Consider the following 12,961-nt stretch of genomic DNA (forward strand, 5'->3'; position numbering starts at 1 on the left):
CTCTCCTCGGTTGGGTGGTGCAGGACGTCGGGCAGGGTCAGCGGCGTGCGCCGGGACGCTCGACGCGTTCCCAGCCGCGTCGGGGGGTGCGCGAGCCCAGGCGGACGGTGTCACGGGTCCGGTACACGATGTAGGGCCGCGTGAGGTACCCCAGCGGCGCCGAGAACACGTGCACCAGCCGCGTGAAGGGCCAGAGCCCGAACAGCGCGAGGGCGCACAGGATGTGCAGCTGGAAAGCGAGCGGAACGTCGGCCATGAGAGCAGGGTCGGGCTGGAACGTCAGCAGCCCGCGCACCCACGGTGACACCGTGCCGCGGTAGTCGTAGGCGTCGCCGAGCACCTGGAACATCACCGTCGCGGTCGTGCCGAACGCCAGGGTCGCACCCAGCACGACGTACATGAGCTTGTCCATGCGCGTCGTCGCGAGGAAGACGGGTCCGACCGTCCGGCGGCGGTAGACGAGGGTCGCGAGCCCGGCGAGGGTGAGCACCGCGGCGATCGTGCCCGCCCACGTCGCGACCAGGTGGTACGCGTGCTCGGTGACGCCGACGGCCTCGAGCCACGCGCGCGGGATCAGCAGGCCGACGACGTGCCCGCCGATCACCATGAGGATCCCGACGTGGAACATCGGCGAGCCCGCCCGCAGCAGCCGCGACTCGTAGACCTGAGACGAGCGCGTGGTCCAGCCGAAGCGGTCGTACCGGTACCGCCACAGGTGCCCGACGACGAACACCGCCCCGGCTATGTACGGGAGCACCACCCAGAGCAGGATGTCGCGCGTCGTCATGCCGGCACCTCCGAGCGGACCGTCGGGAAGGGGAGCAGCGGTGCGGACAGGCCGACGGTCTCGCTCGGCGGCCCGCTGGCGACCAGGTCGGCGAACCGGGCGGCCGTCGCCTCGTCGACCGCGGGCAGCGTGAGGCAGATGGCGTCGACCACGTGCGCGTACGGGCTGCCGACGTGGTGCAGGGCCGAGCGCAGCAGCTCGATCCCGGCGCGATGCGTGCCCAGCAGCGTGTCCGCGACGGGTCCGGGGTCCCGGGCGGACAGCTCGAGGACGGTCGGCAGGTGGTCGGGCAGCTCGTCGTCCCGCGGGACCCAGCCGCACGCGCGGTAGGCCTCGACGAAGGTCACCAGGGCCATGCCGCGCCGCCGGGTGTCGCCGGCGGCGTAGTAGCTCAGGTACAGGGCGCACCGGCGGCGCTGGTCGAACGTCTCCACGTAGTGCACCTGCTGGGCGTCGAGGTCCAGCGCGTCGGCCGCATCGAGGAACCGGCCGAACGCTGCTGCGACGTCGGCGGACAGGGTCCCCGTCGCGTCGCGCAGCAGGGTGAGCTGGTCGCGCAGCCGCTGCGTCGGGTACTCCAGCAGCAGCGACGCGGACATGTGCGCGACGACGCGCTCGATCGGGTGCGCGACGACGGGCTCGAGGAACGGCAGCGACGGTGGGCGTCCCGTGCCGGTGCGGCGGCGGCTCATCCGTGGGCCTCCGGTCCCTCGCCGTAGCCGTCCTGGCCAGGTTCCGGCGGGAACAGTCCGGGTGGTGCGCCGTTGCCGTCCCAGTTGAGCAGGTTGACCCGGCTCGGCTGCGACGGCCCGGCGGCGTTGTCCGCGGTCTGCCGGTTGCGCAGCGCGTGGAACGTCTCGACCGCGGCGCGCACCGGGCGACCCGACGACGAGCCGAACCGCCCGCCGCCGCCCATGCCGGGTCCGCCGTCGACGTCGAGCGAGCAGCCGGAGGCGGTCTCCTCCAGCGCGGCGGCGCTCTCGGCGTGCGCGGCGGGGATGACGTAGCGGTCCTCGTACTTCGCGATCGCGAGCAGGCGGTACATCGCCTCGATCTCGGCGGCCGTCATGCCGACCGCCTGGGCGATGCGCGGGTCCTGCTCGGTGCCGAGGTTCACGTTGCGCATGTGCGCCCGCATCGCGGCGAGTCGCTGCAGGACGGCCGTGACCGGTGCCGTCTCGCCCGCGGTGAACAGGCCCGCCAGGTACTCGACGGGGATGCGGAGCCGGTCGATGGCGGCGAACAGCGTCCGCGCGTCCTCGCCGTCGTTGCCCGAGCCGGTAACGACATCGACCACCGGCGAGAGTGGCGGGATGTACCAGACCATCGGCATCGTGCGGTACTCGGGGTGCAGCGGCAGGGCCACCTGGTAGGTGCTGATGAGCGACCAGATGGGCGAGCGCTGCGCCGCGTCGATCCAGTCGCGCGGGATGCCCTCGCGCTCGGCTCCCGCGATCACCTCGGGGTCGTGCGGGTCCAGGAGCACGGACCGTTGGGCGTCGAGCAGCTCGGCCGGGTCCTCGACGGACGCGGCCTCCAGCACGCGATCGGCGTCGTAGAGCACGAGACCGAGGTAGCGCAGGCGCCCGACGCACGTCTCCGAGCACACGGTGGGCAGGCCGACCTCGAGGCGCGGGTAGCACATCGTGCACTTCTCGGCCTTGCCGGTCTTGTGGTTGAAGTAGACCTTCTTGTAGGGGCAGCCCGACACGCACATGCGCCAGCCGCGGCACTGGTCCTGGTCGACGAGCACGATGCCGTCCTCGGCGCGCTTGTACATCGCACCCGAGGGGCACGACGCGACGCACGACGGGTTGAGGCAGTGCTCGCAGATGCGCGGCAGGTAGAACATGAACGCCTGCTCGAGCTCGGCCGTGACGCTCTCGCTCATCTGCTTCAGGACCGGGTCGTCCTGCATGGTCTCCATCGACCCGCCCAGGTTGTCGTCCCAGTTCGCCGACCAGTGGATCTGCATGGCCTTGCCCGTGAGCAGCGACATGGGCCGCGCGACGGGTGTGTGCTCGCCCTGCGGGGCGGACAGCAGGGTGTCGTACTCGTACGTCCACGGCTCGTAGTAGTCGTGGATCTCCGGGAGCCTCGGGTTCGAGAAGATGTGCGCCAGCTTGGTGAACCGCCCGCCGGACCGGAGCTTCAGCCGTCCGCGCTTGGTGCGGACCCAGCCGCCGCCCCACTTCTCCTGGTCCTCGTAGCCGCGCGGGTAGCCGACGCCCGGGCGGGTCTCGACGTTGTTGAACCAGACGTACTCGACGCCGGTGCGGTTCGTCCACGCCTGCTTGCAGGTGACGGAGCACGTGTGGCAGCCGATGCACTTGTCGAGGTTCATCACCATCGCCATCTGTGCCATGACCTTCATGCGATGCTCCCCATCAGTACGTCACGTCCTGCGAGCGACGTCGGATCGTCGTGACCTCGTCGCGCTGGTTGCCCGTGGGGCCCAGGTAGTTGAAGGCGAACGACAGCTGCGCGTACCCGCCGACCAGGTGCGACGGCTTGAGCAGGACGCGGGTCAGCGAGTTGTGGATGCCGCCACGCAGGCCGGACGTCTCGGAACGCGGGACGTCCACTGTCCGGTCCTTGGCGTGGTACATGAACACGGTCCCGGCGGGCATCCGGTGGCTGACGATGGCGCGGGCGACGACGACACCGTTGCGGTTGTAGGCCTCGACCCACTCGTTGTCGCGGACGCCGATCGTCGTGGCGTCCTGCGGGGACATCCAGATCGTCGGACCGCCTCGCGACAGCGAGAGCATGAAGAGGTTGTCCTGGTACTCGGAGTGGATCGACCACTTCGAGTGCGGCGTCAGGTAGCGCACCGTCACCTCGGCGTGACCCTCGGACCCGGGTGCGCCCGACGGCTCCGTCGAGCCAGGGCGGCGGTCCCCGAAGAGCCGGCCCAGGTCGAGCGGCGGCCGGTACACCGGCATGTTCTCGCCCAGCTCGCTCATCCAGTCGTGGTCGAGGAAGAAGTGCTGCCGGCCCGTGAGGGTGTGCCACGGCTTGAGCTGCTCGACGTTGATCGCGAACGCGGTGTACCGGCGGCCCCCGTGCTCCGAGCCCGACCACTCCGGGGACGTGATGACCGGGACCGGCCGCGCCTGCACGTCGGGGAACGTGATGCGCTTGCCCTCGTGCTCGCGCGCGAGCCAGGCGAGCTCGGTGCCCGACTGCTTCTCGACGTCCTCGAACCCCTGCACCGCGAGCCGGCCGTTCGTCGTGCCGGACAGCGCGAGGATCGTCTCGCACACGTTCTGGGCGGTCGCCAGGCGCGGCCGACCCGCAGCCGGCCCGTCGGCGACGACGCCGTTCAGCCGACCGAGCTCGGCGACCTCCTGGTCGGGCATGAATCTCACACCCTTGGTCACCATGCCCGCCGTCGCAGTGAGCGGGCCGAGCGACGTGAGGCGGTCGGCCAGCGCGGTGTAGTCCCGCTCGACGACCACGAGCTTCGGCATCGTCACACCCGGGATGAGGTCGTCCACGGCGGTGACCCGGCCGTGCGGCGTGCTCATCTCGTCCGGAGTGTCGTGCATCAGTGGCACCGCGACGAGGTCCTCGCGCGTGCCCAGGTGCCCGACCGACAACCGGGAGACCGCCTTCGCCAGCGTGACGAAGATGTCGAAGTCCGTGCGGGTCTGCCACGGCGGCGCGATCGCCGGGTTGAACGAGTGCACGAAGGGGTGCATGTCCGTCGTGGACAGGTCGTGCTTCTCGTACCAGGTCGCCGCGGGCAGCACCACGTCGGAGAAGAGCGTCGTCGACGTCATGCGGAAGTCGCTCGTGACGAGCAGGTCGAGCTTCCCCCGCGGGGCCTCGTCGTGCCACGTCATCGTGCTCGGGCGACGGTCCGGACCCGACTCTTCGGCCATGACGGCCGAGTCGGTGCCGAGCAGGTGGCGCAGGAAGTACTCGTTGCCCTTGCCCGACGAGCCGAGGATGTTCGCCCGCCAGACCGTCAGGACGCGCGGGAAGTTGGCGGGGTCGTCCGGGTCCTCGACGGCGAACTTCAGCCGCCCGCTCTTGAGCTCGTCGACGACGTGCTGCGCGGGGTCCTTGCCCGCCGCGCGGGCCTCGTCGACCAGGTCCAGCGGGTTGCGGTCGAACGTCGGGTACGACGGCATCCACCCTCGCTTGGCGGACTCGACGAGGCAGTCGGCAGTGGTCCGGCCCGCGAACAGGCCCTCGGCCAGCGGTGACGCGAGGGCGTCGGCGGGCAGGCCGTCGTAGCGCCACTGGTCGGTGGCCAGGTACCAGAACGCGGTGCCGATCATCTGCCGCGGTGGCCGCACCCAGTCCAGGCCGAACGCGTACTGCGCCCAGCCGGTGACGGGCCGGCACTTCTCCTGGCCGACGTAGTGCGCCCAGCCGCCGCCGTTCACGCCCTGGCAGCCGGTCATCGTCACGAGCGCGAGGAACGTGCGGTAGATCGTGTCGGAGTGGAACCAGTGGTTGGTGCCGGCGCCCATGAGGATCATCGAGCGGCCGCCCGACGCCTCGGCGTTCTCGGCGAACTCCCGCCCGATGCGCTCCGCCGACGCGGCGGGCACCCCAGTGATCTCCTCCTGCCACGCAGGGGTGCCCGGGGTGCTCGGGTCGTCGTAACCCGTCGGCCAGGTGCCGGGCAGCCCGTCGCGCCCGACGCCGTACTGGGCGAGCAGGAGGTCGAACACCGTCGTGACGAGAGCGTCGCCGAGGCGGATGACGGGCACGCCGCGACGGACGACGCCCGCGCCGCCCGTGTGCTCGCCGACAGAGTCGTCGCGGCCCACAGCCGCGACGTCGAACCGCGGCAGGTCGACCGCGACGGCCGCCCCGTCGTGGGTGTCGAGGTCCCCGACGGACATCACCGGCCGGATCGTGCCGAGGTCCAGGTTCCAGGAGCCGGCCTGCGCCGGGTCGAACCGGTGCCCGAGGCTCCCGTTCGGCACACGCGGGGAGCCGTCGGCGTCGAGCACGACGGTCATGAACGCGGCGTCCCGGCCGCGGGTGTCGCGCGGCGTGCCGTCGGGCCCGGCGACCGGCCCGTCGAGCGCGTCGGCGGTGAGGAACTTGTCCGGCACCCACGCGTCGCCGCGCTGGCGCAGCGTGATGAGGTGGGTCGCGTCGGTGAACGTCGACATGTACTCGGCGAACCGGGCGGTGCGCCGCTCGACGAGGAACTCCCGCAGGATCACGTGGCCCATCGCGGTCGCGAGCGCGCCGTCCGTGCCGGGGTGCGGGGCCAGCCACTCGTCGGCGAACTTCGTGTTGTCCGCGTAGTCGGGGGAGACCGTGACCACCTTCTGGCCCCGGTAGCGGGCCTCGGTCATGAAGTGCGCGTCGGGCGTCCGCGTCACCGGCACGTTCGAGCCCCACATCATGAGGTAGCTCGCGTTCCACCAGTCGGCCGACTCCGGGACGTCCGTCTGGTCGCCGAAGACCTGCGGGGAGGCGACGGGCAGGTCCGCGTACCAGTCGTAGAACGACAGCATTGTGCCGCCGAGCATCGAGACGAACCGCGCGCCCGAGCCGTGCGAGACCATCGACATCGCGGGGATCGGAGAGAAGCCGGCGACGCGGTCCGGGCCGTACGTCTTGATGGTGTGCACGTGCGCGGCCGCGACGATCTCGGAGGCCTCGTCCCACGTGGCGCGGACGAGCCCGCCCTTGCCGCGCGCCGACTTGTACGAGCGCGCGGTCTCGGGGTCGCCGGTGACCTCGGCCCACGCGAGGACCGGATCGCCCGTGCGTTCCTTCGCCGCCCGGTACGCCCGCAGCAGGGCCCCGCGCACGTACGGGTACCGGACGCGTGTCGGCGAGTATGTGTACCAGGAGAAGGCGGCACCGCGCGGGCAGCCGCGGGGCTCGTACTCGGGGGAGTCGGGGCCGACCGACGGGTAGTCGGTCTGCTGGGTCTCCCAGGTGATGATCCCGTCCTTGACGTACACCTTCCACGAGCACGACCCCGTGCAGTTCACGCCGTGCGTCGAGCGGACCACCTTGTCGTGCGACCAGCGGTCCCGGTAGAACGCGTCACCCTCGCGGCCACCCTCGAGGAACAGCGCTCGGTTGTCGGGCGACATCGTGCCGGGCCGCAGGTGGGAGCCGAGGCGCAGGAGGGCGTCGACGGCGGCGTTGTCCGTGCCGGGCCTGTCGGTGCGTGCGGTCACGACGTCCTCCTTCAGCTGGGGCGGGGGGCGCCGGGGCGCGCGTACTGGTTCCACACCAGGACGGTGCAGAGCGCGAAGTACACGGCGGCCCCGATGAAGAACGCCTGGGGTGCGACGAGCGAGAGGCCGACGCCCACGAGGAACGGGCCGAAGGCCGCGATGGCGGAGGTGAACCCGATGACGCCACCGGCACGACGGCGGTCGAAGATCATCGGCATCTGCTTGAACGTGCCCGCGTTGCCGATGCCGGCGAAAGTGAAGATCGCGAGCATGCCGCCGAGGAAGAGCCCGAACGTGCTGGTGTCGGTCGGTGTCAGGAAGAAGGCGGTGAAGACGGTCGCGGCAGTCATGCCGACGCCGGCGACGAGCGACCACACGGCGCCGCCGAACCGGTCGCACAGCGGGCCCCAGGCCGCCCGGGTGATCGAGCCGAGCAGCGGACCGAGGAAGACATACTTCAGCGGGTCGGGCGCACCCTCCATGCCGTCGTACATGTTCTTGATCAGCAGGCCGAGCTGGGCCGCGAAGCCGGAGAAGGCGCCGAACGTCATGAGGTATACGGCCGTCATGTACCAGGTGTGCTTCTCGCCGAAGATGTCGAGCTGCTCACGGAAGTTGGCCTTGACGGGGACGCGCCGCAGCCACACGGCGGCGAGCACCATGCCGAGCAGCACCCAGGGGATGAGCACCAGACCGGCGTTGTGCAGCCAGATCGAGGTGCCGTCCGCACGCTGTTGCGGGGTGAGTGCCGCGGTCCCGAGGAGACCGAAACCCACGACCCACGGCACGAGCAGCTGGATGAGGCTGACGCCGAAGTTGCCGATGCCGGCCTGCAGGCCCAGCGCGGTGCCCGCCATGCGGCGGGGGAAGAAGTAGCTGGTCGAGGGCATGAACCCCGCGAACGCACCGCCGCCGACGCCCGACGCCGCCGCGAGGAGCAGGAGCACCGCGTACGACGTGCCCGGATCCCGTACGGCGAGCACCCAGCCCACCATTGGCAGCAGGAGCAGCGTGGCGGAACCGCCGACGAGCGTCCGGGTGCCGACGACCGGGGGAAGGAACATGTAGATGAGCCGCGCGAGGCCTGCTGCGAGCCCGGGGATCGCCGCGAGCCAGTAGAGCTGGCCCGTCGTCAGGTCGTACCCGATGTCGTTGAGCCGCGGGGCGATCGCGCTGACGAGGTACCAGACGCAGAACGCCAGCGTCAGGTTGTACGTCGTGATCCACAGCGTGCGCCACGCGAGCCGGCGGTCCCAGGTGGCCTCGTTCTCCGGGTCCCAGTGGGACAGGTCCGGCCCGCGCAGGGTCAGGGTGGACATCGGGACCTCCCGCAGTCATCCGTACCGTGGCCCGGTCTCGGGCTCACGGCGAGCATGTCCGCGGGGCCCGCGGTGGTGCGCGCGAAAAGACCGTGGAAAACCCGAACGGCTCAGCGAGGGTCGGGCGAGGGTCCCTGCTCATCTGCCGCGAGCTGCAGGACGCAGTGCTCCGGCCCGACGAACGGCAGGAGCTCGCGTGCCCCCACCGGTCCGGGGACGGCGTCGAGCACCCCCTGCGCGAGGCCCAGGTGCACGTTGCACACGACCTCCGGCCGCGCCTTCGCCAGGTCGAGGAACGGGCAGCGGTACAGGTGGAACGCCATCTGCGACCGGTCGAGCTCCGGGTCGAAGCCGAGCCGCTCGAGGTGGCCCTCGAGCGCGTCGAGCTGGCGGTCGGCCTCCGTGGTCCCCGGCGCGGTCTGCGCGGGCACGGACCGCAGTGCCGGGTCGTCGAGCATCGCGCGACCGGCAGCCTGCGCGGCGGACGTCGGCGAGCCGACCTCGCGGCCGTACCCCTCGAGCAGGACCCGGGTCAGGGCCACCCGCGCGATCGACTCCTCGATCCGGCGCTGCGCGTGCGGGTCGGTGCGCAGGTCGTCCGCGGACACCGCGCGGTACACCATCCGCGGGCGGCCGCGCACGGTCCGCCGCTCGGGGGTGCGCTGCGCGAACCCGTCGGAGACGAGCCGCTGCAGGTGCTCACGCGTCGTGTTCTCGTGCAGCCCTGTCGCCGCGGCGAGCTCGCCGATCGTGTGCTCGCCGCCGTCCTGCAGCAGGTGCAGCAGGTCCACGCGGCTGCCGGACGCGAGCGTGCGTGCGGCCGGTGTGCGGCGGACGGACATGGGAGAAGTATGCGACCGGGCAATGGAGTTGGAAGTCGCGTGAGGCGGGACGTTCGTCCCGGGACGACGCGGGCCGTGGATAACTACCGTCGGAGCCGTGGAAAACCATCCCGGCACGGGCCGCCCACCACTGCGGCTCGTGCTGCTCGCGCCCGCCGGTCTCGCCATGCTCGCGGGGCTCGACGGAGCCCTCCTGCTGCTGGGCGTCCCCGCGCCGATCCGGCTCCACCGGCTCGCCGACGTGCACGGGCAGCTCATGGTCCTCGGCGTCGTCGGCACCCTCGTCGCGCTCGAGCGAGCCGTCGCGGTGCGCCGACGCGCTGCCTTCCTCGCCCCGCTGCTGCTCGCCGCCGGGTCGGTCGCGCTGCTGAGTGCCGCACCGGTCGCCGTCGGGCACGCGCTCCACCTCGGTGGGACCGTCGCGCTCGTCGGGACGTACGTCGTCGTCTGGCGCCGGCAGCCGGCACCCGCGATCGCCGTGCAGGGCGCCGGTGCCGCCGCGGCCGTGGGATCCGCTCTGCTGCTCCTCGCGGGCGTTCCGGTCGCCGCGGTCACGCCGTGGTTCGTCGCCTTCCTCGTCCTGACCGTCGTGGGCGAGCGCCTCGAGCTCATGCGCGTCGCCGCGCCGCCGGCGGCCGTCCGCGCGGGGATCCTCGTCGCCGGGATCGCGCTGCTCCTGGGCGCGGCCGTCGCCCTGCTGCACCCGCGGGCCGGCGGTGCCGTGCTGGGTCTGGCGCTCCTGGCGCTCGCGGTCCTCCTGACGCGCCACGACGTGGCCCGCCGGACGGTCCGCAGCACCGGGCTCCCGCGGTTCATGGCGCTCGCCATGCTCGCGGGGTTCGGGTGGCTCGCGGTCGCGGGAGGCGTGTGGCTGCTCGGCGGCGCGGTGACCGACGGACGCGCGTACGACGCCGTGCTGCACGCCGTGTTCCTCGGATTCGTCATGTCGATGGTGATGGCGCACGCGCCCGTGATCCTGCCGGCCGTGCTGCGGCGACCGCTGCCGTACCGACCGGTGATGCTCGCCCCGCTGGTCCTGCTGCACGTCTCGCTCGGGTTCCGGCTGGTGGTCGGAGACGGCTGGGGGAGCGTCACCGCCGTCCGCGTGGGCGGCGTCGCGAACGTCGTGGCCGTCCTGGCATTCCTCGCGGTGGCGGTCTGGAGCGTCGCCGTCGGTGCGCCGGCCCGGCCGACGGTGGCCGCCGTGCCGACTATGTCGGCTGTGCCGGTCGAGCCGCTCGTCGCGTCGGCGGCGCTGCGATGAACCGCGCGTCCTGGCACCTGCGAGCGAACGCCCTCGTCGGCGCGTGGCTGGTGGCCGCGGCGTTGCTCGCGCTAGGCCACCGGGCCGTCCCGGCCGCCCCGTGGCTGCTCGTCCACCTGCTCCTGCTCGGCGCCGTGAGCACGGCGATCCTCGTCTGGAGCCAGCACTTCGCGGACACCCTCCTGCGCCGGCCCGCGCGGGGCGGACGCGCCGGCCTCACCGCGCGGCTCGCCGCCCACACCGGCGGCGCCCTGGCCGTCGTGCTCGGCGTCGCCGCGTCGCTCGGGTGGCTCGTCGTCGCCGGTGGGGCGCTCGTTGCGGCGGCCGCCCTCGCGCAGGTGGTCGTCATGGTCGTGCAGTCGCGTGCCGCGCTCCCGTCGCGGTTCGGTCACGCGGTCCGGTACTACGTGGCCGCCGGGCTGGTGCTGCCCGTCGCGCTGGCGTGCGGCGTCGTGATGGCGCGCGGCGACGTGGGTGATGTCCTCCACGCCCGGCTGTACGTCGGGCACGTCGCTCTCGCGCTCCTGGGCTGGGTCGGGCTCACGGTGCTCGGGACACTCGTCGTCCTGTGGCCGACGGTCCTGCACGCCCGGATCGAGGCGGGGCACGAGCGCGCCGGGCGCCGAGCGCTGCCCGTCGTGCTGGTCGGCCTCACGCTCGTGGCCCTCGGCGCGGCGACCGGGTGGCGCGTCCTCGTCGGTCTCGGCGCGGTCGTCGTCGTCCTCGGCACGGCGATCTCGGGCAGCGTGATGGTCGCCCAGGCGCGCACGGCGCCGCCGCGCACGTACGCCGCCTGGAGCCTCGCGGCGGCTCTCGCGTGGTTCGCGGCATGCACGGCGGCGTTCGGTGTGCTGGTCGTCACTGCCCCGGGCTGGGTCGCGGCCGCGGCCGACCTCCGCGTGCTGGTGGCTCCCTTCGCGGTGGGCTTCGCCGCGCAGATCCTCGTCGGCGCGCTCTCGCACCTGCTGCCCGTGGTCCTCGGCGGTGGACCGGCCGTCGCGCGCCGGACCGCGGCAGAGCTCGACCGCGGTGCGCTCGTGCGGGTCGTGCTCATCAACGGGGGGCTCGTCCTGTTCGCCGCGCCGGTGCCCAGCGCCGTGCGCGTCCTCGCCTCGTTCGTCGTGCTCGGTGCGCTCGTCACGTTCCTGGTCCTTGCCGGCCGCGCGGTGCGTGCTGCTCGCCGTCACGAGAGCGTCCCGGTGCCCGGGCCCGGGTCGTCGCGCAGCGGTGCAGCGGTCGTCGCGACCGGCCTGCTGGCGATGGTCGTCGCGCTGGGGGTCGCCATCGACCCCGCGGCCGCGGGGATCGGGTCGAGTGCGCCGACGGACCCGAGCGTCGCGACGGGGCGCACGACGATGGTCGCCGTGCGCGCGCTCGACATGCGTTTCAGCCCGTCGACGGTCCAGGTCCCGGCGGGCGACCGGCTCGTCCTCGAGGTGACCAACGAGGACGACGACGTCCACGAGCTCGTCGTCGAGAACGGCGCCGGGTCCGGGCGTCTGTCGCCCGGCGAGCAGGGCACGGTCGACGTGGGTGTCGTCGGCAGCGACCTCGACGGATGGTGCCCCGTGGCCGGCCATCGCCAGATGGGGATGACGCTGACGATCGTCGTCACCGGTGCACCCGCCGCGGAGGCCGAGCACGCGGAGCGCGCCGACGCGGACCCCGCCGAGCCCGACCTCATGGCGACGCCCGGGCCGACATTCCAGCCCCACGAGGCGGCGCTGCCGTCTAGCGAGCCCGGTCCGACGACACACCGCGTGACCCTCGCCGTCGAGGAGGTCGTCCGCGAGGTATCTCCCGGGGTGACGCAGCGGCTGTGGACCTTCGGTGGCCAGGCGCCAGGGCCGGTGCTGCGCGGACGCGTCGGCGACCGGTTCGAGATCACCCTCGTCAACGACGGCTCCATCGGCCACTCGATCGACTTCCACGCGGGTGCGCTTGCGCCCGACGAGGTGATGCGGACGATCCCGCCGGGGGAGTCGCTCACGTACGCGTTCACGGCGACCCGGTCGGGGATCTGGATGTACCACTGCTCGACCATGCCGATGTCGCTGCACATCGCGAACGGGATGTTCGGCGCCGTCATCATCGACCCGCCCGGCCTGCCCGAGGTGGACCGCGAGTACGTGCTGGTGCAGTCCGAGCTGTATCTGGGCCCGCAGGGGGACGTCGCCGACGCGGCGAAGGTGGCCGCGCGCACCCCCGACCTCGTGGTGTTCAACGGGTACGCGAACCAGTACCGCGACCGACCGCTGGCGGCCGTGGCGGGCGAGCGGGTCCGGTTCTGGCTGCTCGACGCCGGACCGAACCTGCCCAGCGCGTTCCACGTGGTCGGTGGCCAGTTCGACACCGTCTACCGCGAGGGCGACTGGGTGCTGCGCGACGGCGGCTCCACTGGCACCGGCGGCGCGCAGGTGCTCCACCTCGCGCCGGCCCAGGGCGGATTCGCGGAGCTGACCCTCCCCGAGCCCGGCACCTACGCCTTCGTCTCGCACGCCATGGCCGACGCCGAGTCCGGGGCACTCGGCCGGGTCGTCGTCACGGGGAGGTGACCCGCGAAGCAGGGCACCCGGTTGTTA

Annotated in this window: 8 protein-coding genes; 2 read left to right on the top strand and 6 right to left on the bottom strand. The window is 72.5% G+C overall.

Annotation, left to right across the window (positions count from 1 at the left end):
- Positions 1-37 precede the first annotated feature (37 nt).
- The 6 genes from narI to ASG23_RS15310 form a co-directional block, all read right to left on the bottom strand.
- On the bottom strand, positions 38-787 hold the full coding sequence (gene narI / locus ASG23_RS15285) for a respiratory nitrate reductase subunit gamma (protein ID WP_056026703.1): 750 nt from the start codon (positions 785-787) through the stop codon (positions 38-40).
- Positions 784-1,479: a nitrate reductase molybdenum cofactor assembly chaperone gene (narJ, locus tag ASG23_RS15290; RefSeq protein ID WP_056026706.1), complete on the bottom strand. Its 696-nt coding sequence runs from the start codon at positions 1,477-1,479 to the stop codon at positions 784-786. The genes narI and narJ overlap by 4 nt, the downstream gene beginning before the upstream one ends.
- Entirely contained in the window at positions 1,476-3,161 is a 1,686-nt protein-coding gene (narH, locus tag ASG23_RS15295; RefSeq protein WP_056026709.1) for a nitrate reductase subunit beta, read from the bottom strand. Before narH ends, narJ begins: the two co-directional genes overlap by 4 nt.
- Positions 3,162-3,174: 13 nt before the next feature.
- A complete protein-coding gene (locus tag ASG23_RS15300; RefSeq protein ID WP_056026712.1) occupies positions 3,175-6,954 on the bottom strand; it encodes a nitrate reductase subunit alpha in 3,780 nt (1,259 codons plus the stop codon).
- An 11-nt stretch (positions 6,955-6,965) separates the two neighbouring features.
- On the bottom strand, positions 6,966-8,273 hold the full coding sequence (locus ASG23_RS15305; protein ID WP_056026715.1) for an MFS transporter: 1,308 nt from the start codon (positions 8,271-8,273) through the stop codon (positions 6,966-6,968).
- 110 nt (positions 8,274-8,383) lie between these two features.
- Entirely contained in the window at positions 8,384-9,115 is a 732-nt protein-coding gene (locus ASG23_RS15310; protein WP_056026718.1) for a helix-turn-helix transcriptional regulator, read from the bottom strand.
- Positions 9,116-9,212: 97 nt separating this feature from the next.
- Between ASG23_RS15310 and ASG23_RS15315 the strand changes: the two genes are divergently transcribed.
- On the top strand, positions 9,213-10,379 hold the full coding sequence (locus ASG23_RS15315; RefSeq protein ID WP_200941624.1) for a hypothetical protein: 1,167 nt from the start codon (positions 9,213-9,215) through the stop codon (positions 10,377-10,379).
- Positions 10,376-12,934 (top strand): multicopper oxidase domain-containing protein, encoded by a 2,559-nt coding sequence (locus ASG23_RS15320; RefSeq protein WP_056026721.1) that lies wholly within the window; start codon positions 10,376-10,378, stop codon positions 12,932-12,934. Before ASG23_RS15315 ends, ASG23_RS15320 begins: the two co-directional genes overlap by 4 nt.
- The last annotated feature ends 27 nt before the right edge of the window (positions 12,935-12,961 follow it).

The sequence above is a fragment of the Cellulomonas sp. Leaf395 genome (genome assembly GCF_001424125.1).
Classification (GTDB): domain Bacteria; phylum Actinomycetota; class Actinomycetes; order Actinomycetales; family Cellulomonadaceae; genus Cellulomonas.

Bases quoted from the DNA above. Each gene is read 5' to 3' on its own strand.
- narI (WP_056026703.1), bottom strand. From the start codon at position 787: ATGACGACGCGCGACATCCTGCTCTGGGTGGTGCTCCCGTACATAGCC.
- narJ (WP_056026706.1), bottom strand. From the start codon at position 1,479: ATGAGCCGCCGCCGCACCGGCACGGGACGCCCACCGTCGCTGCCGTTC.
- narH (WP_056026709.1), bottom strand. From the start codon at position 3,161: ATGAAGGTCATGGCACAGATGGCGATGGTGATGAACCTCGACAAGTGC.
- ASG23_RS15305 (WP_056026715.1), bottom strand. From the start codon at position 8,273: ATGTCCACCCTGACCCTGCGCGGGCCGGACCTGTCCCACTGGGACCCG.
- ASG23_RS15310 (WP_056026718.1), bottom strand. From the start codon at position 9,115: ATGTCCGTCCGCCGCACACCGGCCGCACGCACGCTCGCGTCCGGCAGC.
- ASG23_RS15320 (WP_056026721.1), top strand. From the start codon at position 10,376: ATGAACCGCGCGTCCTGGCACCTGCGAGCGAACGCCCTCGTCGGCGCG.